At 64.7% G+C, this 14,261-nt stretch carries 13 protein-coding genes; 6 read left to right on the top strand and 7 right to left on the bottom strand.

Annotated features, from left to right (window positions below):
- Both HG262_RS23130 and HG262_RS23125 read left to right on the top strand, forming a co-directional pair.
- Entirely contained in the window at positions 1 to 726 is a 726-nt protein-coding gene (locus HG262_RS23130; protein ID WP_211187711.1) for a polysaccharide deacetylase family protein, read from the top strand.
- Entirely contained in the window at positions 701 to 1,846 is a 1,146-nt protein-coding gene (locus HG262_RS23125; protein ID WP_169273250.1) for a glycosyltransferase family 4 protein, read from the top strand. The genes HG262_RS23130 and HG262_RS23125 overlap by 26 nt, the downstream gene beginning before the upstream one ends.
- Before the next feature lie 110 nt (positions 1,847 to 1,956).
- Here HG262_RS23125 and HG262_RS23120 read toward each other — a convergent pair whose 3' ends face one another.
- From HG262_RS23120 to HG262_RS23110, 3 genes are read right to left on the bottom strand one after another with little or no spacing between them, the layout of a single operon-like run.
- Positions 1,957 to 2,253: a YkgJ family cysteine cluster protein gene (locus tag HG262_RS23120; RefSeq protein ID WP_169273249.1), complete on the bottom strand. Its 297-nt coding sequence runs from the start codon at positions 2,251 to 2,253 to the stop codon at positions 1,957 to 1,959.
- Positions 2,244 to 3,008 (bottom strand): YdcF family protein, encoded by a 765-nt coding sequence (locus HG262_RS23115; RefSeq protein WP_169273248.1) that lies wholly within the window; start codon positions 3,006 to 3,008, stop codon positions 2,244 to 2,246. The genes HG262_RS23120 and HG262_RS23115 overlap by 10 nt, the downstream gene beginning before the upstream one ends.
- A 16-nt stretch (positions 3,009 to 3,024) precedes the next feature.
- Positions 3,025 to 3,996 carry a glycosyltransferase family 9 protein gene (locus tag HG262_RS23110; RefSeq protein WP_169273247.1) on the bottom strand — a complete coding sequence of 324 codons (972 nt, stop codon included), beginning with the start codon at positions 3,994 to 3,996 and terminating at the stop codon, positions 3,025 to 3,027.
- 106 nt (positions 3,997 to 4,102) lie between these two features.
- Between HG262_RS23110 and msbA the strand changes: the two genes are divergently transcribed.
- The 3 genes from msbA to HG262_RS23095 all read left to right on the top strand — a co-directional run bounded on the left by msbA (position 4,103) and on the right by HG262_RS23095 (position 8,271).
- Positions 4,103 to 5,878: a lipid A export permease/ATP-binding protein MsbA gene (gene msbA / locus HG262_RS23105; protein ID WP_169273246.1), complete on the top strand. Its 1,776-nt coding sequence runs from the start codon at positions 4,103 to 4,105 to the stop codon at positions 5,876 to 5,878.
- A gap of 220 nt (positions 5,879 to 6,098) precedes the next feature.
- Entirely contained in the window at positions 6,099 to 7,904 is a 1,806-nt protein-coding gene (locus HG262_RS23100; RefSeq protein ID WP_169273245.1) for a monovalent cation:proton antiporter-2 (CPA2) family protein, read from the top strand.
- A 136-nt stretch (positions 7,905 to 8,040) separates the two neighbouring features.
- The gene (locus HG262_RS23095) at positions 8,041 to 8,271 is read left to right on the top strand and encodes a hypothetical protein (RefSeq protein WP_169273244.1); all 231 of its coding nucleotides are present in this window, start codon (positions 8,041 to 8,043) and stop codon (positions 8,269 to 8,271) included.
- A gap of 30 nt (positions 8,272 to 8,301) precedes the next feature.
- Here the strand turns inward: HG262_RS23095 and HG262_RS23090 are convergent, their stop codons facing one another.
- Positions 8,302 to 9,447, bottom strand: coding sequence for a GGDEF domain-containing protein (locus HG262_RS23090; protein ID WP_169273243.1), 1,146 nt, complete (start codon positions 9,445 to 9,447; stop codon positions 8,302 to 8,304).
- Positions 9,448 to 9,599: 152 nt separating this feature from the next.
- Here HG262_RS23090 and HG262_RS23085 point away from each other — a divergent pair, with 152 nt between their 5' ends.
- Positions 9,600 to 11,066, top strand: coding sequence for a GGDEF domain-containing protein (locus tag HG262_RS23085; protein WP_169273242.1), 1,467 nt, complete (start codon positions 9,600 to 9,602; stop codon positions 11,064 to 11,066).
- Between the two features lie 25 nt (positions 11,067 to 11,091).
- On the opposite strand, the gene HG262_RS23080 is transcribed toward HG262_RS23085, so the two are convergent.
- The 3 genes from HG262_RS23080 to rng all read right to left on the bottom strand — a co-directional run bounded on the left by HG262_RS23080 (position 11,092) and on the right by rng (position 14,078).
- On the bottom strand, positions 11,092 to 11,793 hold the full coding sequence (locus tag HG262_RS23080; protein ID WP_169273241.1) for a DUF3053 domain-containing protein: 702 nt from the start codon (positions 11,791 to 11,793) through the stop codon (positions 11,092 to 11,094).
- A 207-nt stretch (positions 11,794 to 12,000) separates the two neighbouring features.
- Positions 12,001 to 12,579: a hypothetical protein gene (locus HG262_RS23075; RefSeq protein WP_169273240.1), complete on the bottom strand. Its 579-nt coding sequence runs from the start codon at positions 12,577 to 12,579 to the stop codon at positions 12,001 to 12,003.
- 35 nt (positions 12,580 to 12,614) lie between these two features.
- Complete coding sequence (gene rng / locus HG262_RS23070; protein ID WP_169273274.1) at positions 12,615 to 14,078, bottom strand: ribonuclease G; 1,464 nt, start codon at positions 14,076 to 14,078, stop codon at positions 12,615 to 12,617.
- Positions 14,079 to 14,261: the final 183 nt, after the last annotated feature.

The raw sequence follows: 14,261 nt of genomic DNA, 5'->3' as shown, positions 1-14,261 counted from the left end.
ATGTCTATCCCCATTCTCATGTACCACCAGATCGGCGAGCCCAACCCCAAGGGCACGCCGTTTCGCGGGCTGACCGTACATCCCGACAGCTTCGCCCGCCAGATGCGCTGGATGCGCCGGCTGGGTTACCGCGGCCTGTCCATGCGCGACGTCATGCCCTATGTGCGTGGCGAGCGCCAGGGCAAAGTGTTCGGCGTCACGTTCGACGACGGCTACCGTAATGTGCATCGCAACGCGATGCCCGTGCTCAGTGAACTGGGCTTTACCGCCACCAATTACTTTGTTGCGCGCCAGTTCGACGGCAGCAACGTCTGGGACCATGAAAAAGGCATCCCGTTCTCGGCCCTGATGACCGTGCAGGAAATGCGCGAATGGGCTCAGGCGGGCAACGAGGTCGGCTCGCATACGCTGGACCACGTGCACCTGCCCGAAATGACGCCCGAGGAAGCCCGGCGCCAGATCGTCGAATCCAAGGACGAACTGGAACAGGCGCTGGGCGCGCCTGTCACGGCCTTCTGCTATCCCTACGGCGACCACGGTCCGGAACACCGAGCCATGGTGCGCGAAGCCGGCTATGACAACGCCACGCTGACCCAGCGCGGCCTGGCGGCGGCGTCCGACGATCCGTTCGGTCTGCCCCGGGTGACGGTGGCGCGTTCCACCAACATCATTCGCTTCCTCCAGAAGTGCCTGACCCGGTATGAAGACACCCGCCGGCGCCGCTGAGCGGCGGCTTCGCATCGCGCTGCTGGTCGACCGCTTCGGCAATCGCTTCGGAGGCGCGGAGGCCTATGGCGTGGAGCTGATGCGCGTCCTGGGCCAGCGCCACGATGTCTCCATCGTGGCGCGCGACTTCGACAGCGACCTGCCGTTCCGATTCCTGCCCGTGCGCTTTCCCGGCTGGCTGCCCAGCTGGATGCGCGTGCTGTACTTCGCCTGGCGGGCTGACCGGCTCACGCGGGGCAAGTTCGACATCGTGCATTCGCACATGAACGGCTGGGCCGGAGAGATCCAAGTCATGCACGTGACGCCCGTGCGCTACAACCGCCTCACCCGTGTCAGGCCGTTCGCGCGGGTGAGGGCGTGGCTGAGTCCGCGCCTGGCCACCTATCTGCTGCTGGAAAAGCTGCGCGTCCGCGGCGCACCCGCGCGGCGCGTGGTGGCCGTGTCCGGTCTGATCATGGATCAGTTGCACCGCAGCTATGGCCAGCAATTGCCGGTGGACATCATCGCGCCCGGCGTCAAGTTGCCGTCGGCCGACGATGCGCGTGGCCGCGACGCCACCCGCGCCCGCCTGGGCTGGGACGCCGGCACCGTCGGTTGCCTGCTGGTGGCCCGCAATCCCTTGCGCAAAGGATTGCCCGCCTTGCTGGACGCGTTGGCGCAGTTGCCGGCGCATTACCGGCTGCTGGTCGTGGGGGCGGACGAACCCACCCGCGACCGGGTCCGCGCCGCCAGCGGCATCGCCCATCGCGTCACGCTGATCGATCCCACGCCGGAAGTCGCCCAGTATTTCAGCGCGGCGGACATCTACGCGCATCCCACGCTGAACGACAGCTACGGCATGGCGCCGCTGGAGGCCATGTCGCACGGGCTGCCGGTCGTGGTCAGTTCACCGGCGTATTGTGGTTTCGCGCAATACCTTTCGGCCGGCAAGGACGCCCTGATCCTGCAGGACCCGCGCGATGGCGCCCAATTGGCGCAGGCGCTGGAACGTCTGGGCTCGGAACCCGAGTTGCGGGCGGCATTGACCGAACGCGGCCTGAAGATCGCCCGCGATCAAAGCTGGGAAACGGTCGCCGCGAGGTACGAGGAACTGTACGAAAAGGTGCTGGAAGCGCGTTAAAGGTGGATGGCCCCCACGCCGCGCTCACTTCGTGAGCTAGCTGCCCCCCGAGGGGGCTTTTTTTCCTTGGGGCGGCCCGGCGGAAAAAAGGGCCCCCCACGCTTCGCGTTTTAATGGCTGGGCGCGGTTGCCCGTTCCAGGTCGCCCAGCCATCGGACCGCGTGCTCGCGGTCGGGGCCGCACATGTCGTGCTGGGGTTGCAGGCCGCCGCAGAAGTCCGGCCTGGAGGGCTGGCCGAAGATCGCGCAGCGCATGTCCGGCAGCAACTGAATACAGGGCACGCCCGCTGGTTTGCCGTCAGGCATGCCCGGAATCGGCCGGGTGATCGATGGTGCGATGCAGCAGGCGCCGCATCCCGCCCGGCAGTCCAGCGCCGGCACGGAGCCGGCGGTCAAGTTCATACCCATCCGCGCAGCCAATACACGAACAGTCCGGCGTATTCCTTGATGATGGAACGGCTGGCGTCGAAGGTGCGCTCGTCGGGCACCCACAGCGACAGAGAACCATCCATGGGCGCCACGATCTGGGGCGGAGCGGGGGCGGCAATGGCTTCCACGCCCTGCTTGGAAAAGGCCGCCATGGCGCGCGGCATGTGCAGCGCCGACGTCACCAGCAGCACCTTGCCGATGCCGCGCGACTTGAGCTGGTCTTCGGTCAGGGCTGCGTTCTCGTAGGTGGTGCGGCTGGCGTTTTCCAGGATCAGCGCGGTTTCGGGCACGCCTTGCTGGCGGATGGCGTGCGCCATGCCGCGGGCCTCGCTGACATCGCCTTCCAGCGCGCCGCCCGACAGCACCACCTTGGGCGCGCGTCCGGCCAGGTAAAGCTGGGCAGCCGTGTCCACGCGCACCACCGCCGTGCCCTTGTCATAGGGCAGGAACCAGTTGGCCCGGCCATTGGCCGTATTGCCGCCCAGCACCACGATGGCGTCGGCCGTCGGCGAGTCCTCCGGCGGCAGGTGCGGATAGCGGCTCTCCAGCGCGCCGCCCAGCCACAGCGACGTTGCCGGCAGCGACCACGCCAGCGCCCAAAGCAGGCCGGCGGCGATGACGGCGCCGCCGGTCTTGCGCAACCGGAACAGGCACAGCACCAGACCGATGATGACAAAAGTCACGCACAGGTTGTAAGGAATGATCAGATTCGTGAGGTAGCTGGAAAAGGTCATGTCAAAACTATCCTGATTACTTCGTCCCGCCCAACAGGGTGACGGCCTGCTGTTCAACTTCTTCGACGGACGGCCAAGCTTGATCCGATCCGACGCAGACCGCCTGCGGCGACCACGGGCCGGTGCGCCCCGGGCGGGTCACGCCAAACAGCGCGAGTTCCCGGGCGGATGCCGCCGCGGCGACGTGCGAGACGCCGGAATCGTTACAAATCACCAGCGTCGCCCGGGCCGTCAGCGCCGCAAAAGCGCCCAGCGGCAAGGGAGGCAGCAACTGCGCCGTCGGCGCATTGCGTCGCGCCTCATCGGTTTCGGCCGGAGGGGGGCACATTACCACGGTATGGCCACGCGCCTGTAAGGCGCGGGTCAGTGTATCGAATCCTGGCCAGACCTTGATCTTGCCTTTGTGCAGGCCGGTGGCCGTCGGCGCGATCAGTACGAACTGCCGGGCGGTCAACCCGGCGGCCTGCAGCGCCCGGTCGGCGGCTTCCTGGTGGGCGGGCGTCAGCGGCAGGTCCAGGGTCGGGCCCGGCTGGGCGGGGCCGGACGGCAGGCCCCAGCGGGTCAGGGCCTCGCGGGTCAGGTAATGCCAGGACTGGACCGCGTGCAGTGATTCATCAGGCTTGGTGACGGGCCACCGCAGCAGGAAGCTTCGGCCGTCGTCCCGGTAGCCCGCCGACGGCAGGCCCGCCAGCCGAAAGACCAGCGCGCTGGAAAGCGAATCCGGCAGCAACAGGCCGCGGGCGCGCCGGCCCAGGGCGCCCAGGCTGCGCCGGTGGGTGCTGACCGCGGCCCGGTCAGGGCCGACCTTGCCGCGCATGGGAATGAAATCCTGTTTGACCACGCCATCAAGCAGGTCACGGGCCCAGGGGCGGGCGCAGATCACCAGGGGCAGGCCGCTGGCCTGCAGGGCGCGCAGGCTGGGCAGGCTCATGCAGACATCGCCCACCCAATTGGGTAACCGGACGTACAAGCAACTGATTTCGGACATGGGAGGGCGAGGGGAAAATGGGGCTGAAATGAGGGTGGGCGCTACAGCGCGGCGGCGCGTAGCCGGTACAATCCCGGGCACAATTGTATAAAAGCGAGTGTTCCCTTTGAATTCTGCCGCACGCAACGCACCCGCGGATTCCAACCCCGTCAAGTCTGAACTCTGGAGCCGGATCTACAGCCGCGTGGGTTCCTACTGGAAGGGCTTGCTGCTGGCTGTCCTGCTGATGGCGGGCGCGGCGGCCACGCAACCTGTTCTGGCCGTCATTATGAAGCCCCTGCTGGACGGCGGCTTTTCGGGGGCCAAACCCTATTATGTCTGGGCCTTGCCGCTGGCGGTCGTGGGCTTGATCCTGTTGCGCGGGATCTGCAACTTCTTCAGCGACTACCTGCTGGCCTGGGTGGCCAACAATGTGCTGCTGGGCATGCGCCGGGACATGTTCGAACGCCTGCTCGGCCTGCCCGATTCCGATTTCAAGCGCGGCGACACCGGCCGGCTGCTCAACCGCTTCACGATCGACGCCGGCAACGTCACCGGCTACGCCACCGACGTCATCACGGTGCTGGTGCGTGAAACGCTGGTGGTGCTGGCCCTGATCTGCGTGCTGCTCTACATGTCGTGGGTGTTGACGCTGATCATCCTGATCATGCTGCCGGTATCGGTGCTGATTTCGCGCTTCTTCATCAAGCGCCTGCGCCGCATCAACCGCGACACCGTCAACATGAACGCCGAACTGACCCGCGTGGTCGGCGAAGGCATCGACGGCCAGCGCGTCATCAAGCTGTTCGACGGCTATGAAGTCGAACGCGGCCGTTTCGATTTCGTCAGCCGCCGCCTGCGCCGCTTCGCGATGCGTACTGCCACGGCGGACGCCGCGCTGACGCCGCTGACGCAGGTCTGCATCTCGATTTCCGTCGGCGCGGTCATCGCCGTCGCGCTCAGCCAGGCCAACAGCGGGGCGCTCACTGTGGGCAGTTTCGCGTCGTTCATGGCCGCGCTGGCGCAGATTTTCGACCCCATCAAGCGCCTGACCAACGTCGCCGCGCGCATGCAGAAGATGCTGGTGTCGGCCGAAAGCGTCTTCACGCTGATCGACCAGACGCCCGAGAACGACACGGGCACCAAGCAACTGGCCGAACCCGTGCGCGGCAAGGTCGAATTCCGCAACGTCAAGCACCGCTTTCCCGACGCCGACCGCGACACGGTCCATGACATTTCCTTCGTCGTGGAACCCGGCCAGACCGTCGCCCTGGTGGGCCGTTCGGGCAGCGGCAAGACAACGCTCGTCAACATGCTGCCGCGCTTCGTGCTGGCCGACAGCGGGTCCATCCTGGTGGATGACACGCCCATCAACGAGCTGACCTTGCGCAGCCTGCGGTCGCACCTGTCGCTGGTCAGCCAGGACGTGGTGCTGTTCGACGACACCATTGCGGCCAACGTCGGCTACGGCGCGCTGGGCAGCTCCAGCGAACAGAAGGTGCGCGACGCCCTGGCGGCTGCCAACCTGCTGGAATTCGTGGAAGGCCTGCCGCAAGGTATCAACACGCAGGTGGGCGAAAACGCCGCCCGCCTGTCGGGTGGCCAGCGCCAGCGCCTGGCGATCGCCCGCGCCCTGATCAAGAATGCGCCCATCCTCATCCTGGACGAAGCCACCTCTGCGCTCGACAACGAGTCCGAACGCCAGGTCCAGGCCTCGCTGGAACGCCTGATGAAGGGCCGCACCACGCTGGTCATCGCGCACCGCCTATCCACCGTCCAGAACGCTGACCGGATCATCGTGCTGGACGCCGGCAAGATCGTCGAACAGGGCCCCCACGCCGAACTGCTGGCCGCCAATGGCCTGTACGCCTCGCTGTACAAGATGCAGTTCCGCGACGACTAAGCGCGAACGACACCCCTCAAACCGCCGCAACTTGCGGCGGTTTGTTTTTTGTCACTGGGCCGCCCCAAGACGAAAATGCGCCCCCTGGGCGTGGCAAGCACGCGACGCGTGCGCAGCGTTGGGGGCTTTTTGTCCGTTTCTTGCCGTAGCTCCGGATTGCCAATCCTACTGATTGCCGGAAAATGGGGTAGGCTCCCCGCCGCACAACCTGGAGCGCCACATGGCTCTGCCTATCGAAGGCAATCAACTCGTCAACGTCGTCGTCTTGCTCGGCGCTGCCGTCATCGCTGTCCCGATCTTCAAGCGGCTGGGGCTGGGCTCCGTGCTGGGATACCTGGCGGCGGGCCTGGCCATCGGCCCGTTCGGGATCGGCTTCTTCTCCGATCCGAAATCCATCCTGCATGTCGCTGAACTGGGCGTGGTGATGTTCCTGTTCATCATCGGGCTGGAAATGCAGCCGTCGCGTCTGTGGAAGCTGAGGGGTGAGATATTCGGCCTGGGCGTGGCCCAGGTCTTGACTTGCGGCGGGCTCCTGACTGTCGTCGGCTTGCTGGCCGGCTTGTCCGGCCCCGCCGCCTTCATGGCGGCGATGGGTTTCGTGCTGTCTTCCACCGCCATCGTGATGCAGATCCTGGGCGAACGCGGCGACAGCGCCACCGGGCAAGGCCAGCGCATCGTGTCCATCCTCCTGCTGGAAGACCTGGCTATCGTGCCACTGCTGGCCCTGGTCGCCTTGCTGGCGCCGACGGGCAGCGCCGAGCATGGCGATCCGTGGATGCAGTCCGCCATCGCGGTCGGCTGCATCCTCGCCCTGTTGGCGGCGGGCCGCTGGCTGTTGAATCCGTTGTTCCGGCTGCTGGCGGCAGCCCATGCCCGCGAAGTCATGACCGCGGCCGCCCTGCTGGTCGTGCTGGGGGCGGCGCTGCTGATGGAACTGGGCGGCCTGTCGATGGCGATGGGAGCGTTCCTGGCTGGCGTCCTGTTGTCGGAATCTACGTTCCGTCACCAATTAGAGGCCGAAGTCGAGCCCTTTCGCGGGATCTTGCTGGGCCTGTTTTTCCTGGGCGTGGGCATGTCGCTCGACCTGTCCGCCGTGGCCCGCGAATGGCCGTTGATCCTGGCGGCCGTGCTGGTGTTCATGCTGGTGAAATCCGTGGGGGTCTACGTGGTGGCGAGGTTGTTGCGCGCCTCCCACGCCGAAGCCATGACCCGCACCGCGCTGCTGGCCCAAGGCGGCGAGTTCGCCTTCGTGCTCTATGGCGCGGCGGCCGCAGCCGGCATTTTCGACGCCCATACCGGCGCCGTGTTGACGGCTGTCGTCATTATTTCGATGGCGCTGACGCCGTTGTGCGTGCTGGCGCTGCGCTGGCTACTACCCAAGCCGGCCCCGTCCATGGACGGCGTGGACGTTGCCAAGGACCTGGACGGCTGCGCGCTGATCGTCGGTTTCGGCCGCTTTGGCCAGATCGTCACCCAGGCGATGCTGGCCCGCGACCTGAAAGTGTCCATCCTCGACACGGACACCGACGCGATCCGGGCCGCTGCCAAATGGGGGGTCAAGGTCTATTACGGCGACGGTACCCGCATCGACATGCTGCGCACTGCCGGCGCCGAACACGCCTGCGCGATCCTGATCTGCATCGACAATCCCCAGGCTGCGAATCACATGGTCAAGCTGATCAAGGCAGAATTTCCGCTGGTCCGGGTGGTGGTGCGCGCGTACGACCGGATCCATTCCCTGGCGCTGGCCAAGGAAGGGGTGGACTACCAGGTGCGTGAAACCTTCGAATCCGCGCTGGTCTTTGGCGAAGCGGCCCTGCGGGTCGTCGGCGTGCCGGCGGACGAGGCCGCCCAGGTCGTCGAAGACGTCCGCCGACGCGACACCGAGCGGTTCGACCTTGAAGTGGCGGGTGGGCTGTTCGCGGGCCGTTCGCTGCTGTACGGCAACATGACGGGCCCAGCAGACGGCAGGAACGACAAGCCCGACCGGGAATCGGCCGAGGCGGTCGCTAACCCATTGGCATGACAGTCTTATTTCGCGCGCTATATTTCCGCATCTTTGCATTACTTTACGTATCATTTCACGCGCAAAACCAAAAGACTGCGGTAGTCTCATTTGCACTGACTCTTCACTGATGAAGGGCATTTGCCAGGGGGCTGCCATGCTGCAATCGGATCGTAGTTTCACGACGCCGCACGCTGTGGGTGTTGAGCTTGCCCGGCGCCAGGCGCGGGCCTTGCAGTGCGGGTTTTCGGCTGGCGCCATGCGCTTGCTGATGTCGTCTACCGGCGGGGCAGGGCCTGCCTGGGCGATCAATGCGCAACGTGAGACCGACAAGGTACGGGGCGTCCGCGCCTTCCCCTTCCGCATAGCCGCCACGGCGGTGTCGTAAGGGCAACGCCGGGCGCGGGGCGTCCGGCGTTCAGGCCTGGGCCATCGCCGCCCGGCGTTTGCCGGCGGATTTGGCCAGGTAAAGCGCCCGGTCCGCGGCGTGCAGGACCGCCGCGGTATCGGCGCCGTGGCGTGGAATCAGCGCGATGCCAACGCTTCCGCCAATAAGAACCGGCTTTTCCTGTTCCAGATCATAGGGTTGCGATACCGACTGCACGATCCGGTCGCCAACTTCCTGCGCCTCGGTTTGCAGGCTGTTGCGCATCAGCAGCACGAATTCATCTCCACCGATGCGCGCCGCCACCGAGCCTTCTGCCATCAGCGCCACTAGGCGTTCGGAGACTTGCTTGAGCAGCGCATCGCCCGTGGCATGCCCATAGGTGTCGTTGACCGCCTTGAATCCATCCAGGTCCAGATACAGCACAGCGAACTCCATGCGGCCCGGGCGGGCGTCCGCCACGGCCTGGTCCAGCGCCTGGATCAGGCCGTGGCGATTCAGCAGGCCGGTCAGCGAATCCTGGCGCGCATGCCGTTCGTTCTCGCGTTCGGCCAGCATGGTCGACACCAGCATGCCGTTCAGCCGGTAGGACGCCATCGACATCGACGTCATGTAAAGCGGCACTTGCACCAGCACCAGCCAGAAAATGGGCTCTTGGATGAACAGGGCGCCCATCGCGCAAGGCCCGACGCTTAGCGCCACCATGACGGCCGACATCCGCGGCGCACCGAAATTGCGCACGCAGATGCCGCCCACCATCGACGCGGCGGACAGGCAGGCGACCGTCGCCGCGATCCAGTCGCCACTGATCAAGCTGATGAACGTGCCGTAACCCACGCTCGTTGCCCATAGCAGGGCCAGCACCACATACAGGTCGGTGGGGGTGGGCCGGCCGGCCAGCGCCGCCTTGCGGGCGGTTACCAGCACGTTGATCCGCGACAGGCAGACCAGCAGCTCCAGGCCGAGCCACAGCAGGAACAGCGGCTCGGGATGGCGGAACGTGATCAGGGCCGCCACCAGCAACGTGTTGATGATGCCGCCGAAGAAGATCGGCAGCGATCCGAACAGCCCGCCGATCAGCGCCATGCGTATTTCCGTCGGCACATCCCTGCCGGGATTGACCAGCCACTGGGTGACGCGCCAGAGGGGCAGGCTGTAGATACGATTGTCGTGGTTCATAGATGCGACATCGTAGCTGGGTGGCGCGTGCGATGCACGGGACTTGCACCGCGATCTTGCGCAGGGCGCGGGGCAGCGGCATTATCTTCCCGGATACGATGCCAAAGGCATCAGTCACGACATTCCGACCGCCATCGTGAAGGAGCGCCGCATTGACGTCCCGTGGATTTTTGCATCGCACCCTGTACGCGCTGGCCGGGTTGGTCGCAATCGGCATCTGCGCGGCGGCGGTGGCGCTGCTGTGGATCGACAGGCGCCTGACGTGGGAATCCGCCTATACGGCGGGGCACAACCTCACGGGTGTGCTGGCGGCGGACATCAGCCGTACCTTGCACCTTTACGGCTTGTCGCTGCAAGGCGTGGTCGAGCGCCTGCGCGAACCGGGCATCGAGCTCGTCAAAGGCGAAGCGCTGCGTCGTTTCCTCTTTGACCGGTCGTCCTCGGCGGAATACCTGGGCGCCATCGGCGTGTTGGACGAAAACGGCAACCTGCGCTATGCCTCGATGGATATCGGCCCCTCGGACCGAAACTTCTCCGGCTGGGACTACTTCCAGGTCCACCGCGATGCCGACGACGTGGGCTTGTACGTCAGCCGCCCGTATCGCAGCCCTTTGCGCGGTGGAGACGAGAGCATCGCCATCAGCCGGCGGCTTTCCCATCCCGACGGCAGTTTCGCGGGCGTCGTCGTCGGGTCGCTGCGGCTGGCGTATTTCCGCGACCGCTTCGCTACGCTGTCGATCGGCGAACGCGACGCCATCACGGTGTTCCGCAATGACGGCGTGGTGTTGGTGCGCAATCCCTACTCGCTGTCGGACATGGGCCGGGAATTCGAATTTCCGCAGGACTTCCAGCAATTCCTGGTCGGCCGCGAGAGCGCGTTCGTGGGCTCGCTGTCGCCGGACGGCGTCAAGCGCTTGCACACGTTCGTGAGGATCGACGATACGCCGCTGGTGATCAACGTGGCGCTGGCGGTGGACGATATCCTCGAACCCTGGGTCAGGCGCGCCGCGCTGGTCGTTCCGGTCACGTTGGCGTTATTCCTGTCGGTCATGGCGCAGATCGTGCTGTTCCGGCGAGAGATGCGTTTAAGGCGTGCTTTCGAGGCTCAGTTGGAAATGCAGGCTAAGACGGACGGTCTGACCGCCATCCCCAACCGGCGCACGTTCGACGAGACGCTGGCGCGCGAGTGGCAGTCCGCTCGGCGCGATGGTTATCCGCTATCGCTGTTGTTTCTGGATGCGGACCAGTTCAAACGCTATAACGATCGCTACGGCCATCAGGAAGGCGACGAATTGCTGAAGGCGATGGCGGCGACGTTCAAGAAAAACGCCCGCCGTCCTCGCGATCTGGCCGCGCGTTACGGGGGCGAAGAGTTCGTGGTGCTGTTGCCCAATACCAGCCGTCAGCGTGCGATAGGCATTGCCGAAACCATCCGGCGCGCCATTCTGGAATTGGGCTTCCCTCACCAGGACAACGACGGCGGCGTCGTCACGGTCAGCATCGGCGTCGCGACCGCGGTGCCCAAGGCAGGCGAGGAACCGTCCGCCTTGGTCGAAGCCGCCGACGCCGCCGTCTACCAGGCCAAGAAATCCGGCCGCAACCGGGTGGTCGCGCTGTAGCGGCCGGGGCCTGGCGGGCGGGCGATCAACGACCCAGCATCACCGCTTGCATGCGCGTCTGCGCCTGCTGCAGGTTCTTCGCCTGGGCGTTCAGATCTTGCAGCAGTTGGTTCAACTCGGCCTGCACCGCCGGATCCTGCACCTTGACCACGGGGCCCGAGATCTCGATCTGCGCCTTGTGGGCCTCGACGTAATCGGCGATCTTCAGGCTGCTGTCGAACGTGGCGTTCAACTGCGGCAGCACATCGCGGAAGGTATCGGCCGGCAGGCTCACGGTCTTGTCATAGGCCTTGTCGTACACGGCTTTCAGGTCATCGGGCTGCTTGAGTTGCGCGCGTGCGGCATCGGCCTTCGATTTCTGCTCTTTCAACGCCGCGCCCATGTCGTTCAGCGACGTTTGCACGCCCTTCAGGTCGTCACGGCGCGACACGATGTCGTTCAGCGAACGCACGGCGCCCTTCTGCATGATGCCGGACAGCGGCTTGACCGACGCATCCATGCCGGAATTGAAATCGGTGATCACGGCGTAGTGCGCTGCGTAATCGCCAAACGACTTCTTTTCTTCATCCGTCAACTTCGGCACGCGCACGCCGGGCTTGTCGACGATGCGGGTCTGCAGGTACTGCGTGAACGCGGCGCGCTGCTCGGGTTCCTTGTCGCCGCAGGCTGCCAGCACCAACGGCAACGCCGCGACCAGCAGCAGGAACGGACGGAATAGGGACTTCATTGCATTGACCTCCGAAAGCATAAGAAAAAGGCGCCAAGCAGGGGGATACCCCCGCAAAGCGCCCGCAGCTTATCGGCTGCTCCCTATCGCCGCCATCGGTTTCAAACTTCATTTCAATCGAATTGTTAAGTCACACAATCCATACACGTTCGGTTGAAAATAAACCTGCAACCTGCTATCGCGCGAAGGCGCGAGCGCCGCGGCAGCCTAGCCGACAAGTTGATGCGCCGATATCCCCAGAACAAATCCGCCAAGAATGCAGCCTGCCGCGATGAGGGTCAGGAATATCCCCGCCAAGAGGGTGAAAGGCGAGCGCGCCTTCGTGACGTGAAGTGAATAGTCGGCAGGCGCCGCCGACATCCGGATCGGCAAAAGCGCCGACATCGCCAGTTCGATCTTGGAGACGCTCGCGCCTTCTCCGAAGACGATCTGGTAATCGCCTGCGGGGGCGAAAAACCTGAACAGCTCCATCCGGCCCGTCAGTCCGTTATTGACGCTGGGCCGCATCAATGAGGCACGCAGCGTCAAGGGGTGACCGGATTGGCGGGACCGGACTTCCGGGCGAAATTCGCCGATAGGCGTCTTGGTAAGCAACGGCGCCTTCTGCCAGATCGAATAGGTGCCCGCTGCCGCAATCGAAAATGCCGCCTCTTTCTGGGTATACGGCAATTCGGCGACGACCTTTTCCGTAAAGGCGCCTCGGATCAACCGTATCGCGAACACCAGAAGCGGGATGCCTGCCAGGCATAGGCCGAACAGCAGGACTCGGATAAGCGTCAGATCCATGTCTTGTCGGGAAGGCGGCGCGCGGGCCTGGAAAACTAGACCAGGATGATGTCGTACTTTTCCTGCGAATACGTGCTTTCCACTTCCAGCGATACCCGCTTGCCCACGAAGTCGCCCAGCATTGCCAGGTGCTGGCTCTCCTCTTCCAGGAACAGGTCCACCACGTCTTGGGAGGCAAGGATACGGAATTCCTTGGGATTGAACTGACGTGCTTCCCGCAGAATCTCACGCAAGATCTCATAGCAGACCGTGCGCGGCGTGCGCACATTGCCGCGTGATTCGCACATGGGGCAGGGCTCGCACAACTGGTGCGCCAGTGAATCCCGGGTCCGCTTGCGCGTCATCTCCACCAGGCCCAATTGCGTAAAGCCATTGACGGTCATCCGCGTGCGGTCGCGCGACAAGGCCTTCTTGAGTTCGGCCAACACGGTATCGCGGTGTTCCTGCTCCTCCATGTCGATGAAGTCCAGGATGACAATGCCGCCCAGGTTGCGCAGCCGAAGCTGGCGGGCGATGGCCTGCGCCGCCTCCAGGTTCGTCTTGAAAATGGTGTCGTCGAAATTGCGGCCGCCCACGAAACCGCCGGTATTGACGTCTACGGTCGTCAGCGCTTCGGTCTGGTCGATGATCAGGTAACCGCCGGATTTCAGATCCACCCGGCGCGACAGCGCGCGCGCGATCTCGTCGTCCACATTGGCGGTATCGAACAACGGCCGTTCGCCACTGTAGTGCTGGATGCGGCCGACGACCGACGGCGTGTAGATGCGCGCCCATTCCAGCATGGCCGCGCTGGTCGTGCGCGAATCCACCAGGATGGTTCCCGTGCCCGGGCCCACCATGTCGCGCAGCACGCGTTGCGCCAGCGTCAAGTCCTGATGCAGCAGGGCGGGGGCGGGTTGGGTGCGGGCGGCGGCCTGGACGCTGGCCCACAACTTGCGCAGATATTCCAGGTCGGCCGTCAGTTCCTCGTCATTGGCGCCCTCGGCCTGGGTGCGCACGATGAAACCGCCTTTTTCCTCGGCGGGCATCAACGCCTGCACGCGTTCCCGCAACTGGATGCGTTCGGACTCCGAATCGATTTTCTGGGAAATGCCGATGTGCGGATCATGCGGCAGGTAGACCAGCATGCGCCCGGCCATGCTGATCTGGGTCGACAGCCGCGCACCCTTGGTGCCCAGCGGGTCCTTGACCACCTGGACCATGATGGTCTGTCCCTCGAACAACAGCTTCTCGATGGGGGTGGGCGTCAGGCCCTGGCTGCGTTCGCCCCGATTCTCGCGCAGGTCGGCGATATGGATGAAAGCGGCGCGTTCCAGTCCGATATCAATGAAAGCGCTTTGCATGCCGGGCAGCACCCTGACCACCCGTCCCAGATAGATATTGCCGACATGGCCCCGCTGGATGCTGCGTTCCACGTGCAGTTCCTGTACCGACCCCAATTCCACCAACGCGACGCGGGTCTCAAAGGGAGTGACGTTGATCAGGATATCTTCGCTCAAGGCGATGGCTGGGGGCATAGCGTGTTCGTCTCCAATTAGGTACGGCGTACAGGCGAATAGTAAACGTACCCCAAGGAGAGGCAAGCCGGCCGGCGCAACTATATATAGAGAGGAGACAGGGGAAGCCAGCCTTCTATCTATATAGATAGTGGCGGGGGGATAGAGGTAGATCGGAAGAGCACA

Source organism: Achromobacter sp. Bel (assembly GCF_012928505.1).
In the GTDB taxonomy this organism is placed as follows: domain Bacteria; phylum Pseudomonadota; class Gammaproteobacteria; order Burkholderiales; family Burkholderiaceae_B; genus Achromobacter.
This window is presented reverse-complemented; position numbering and strand designations above follow the sequence as displayed.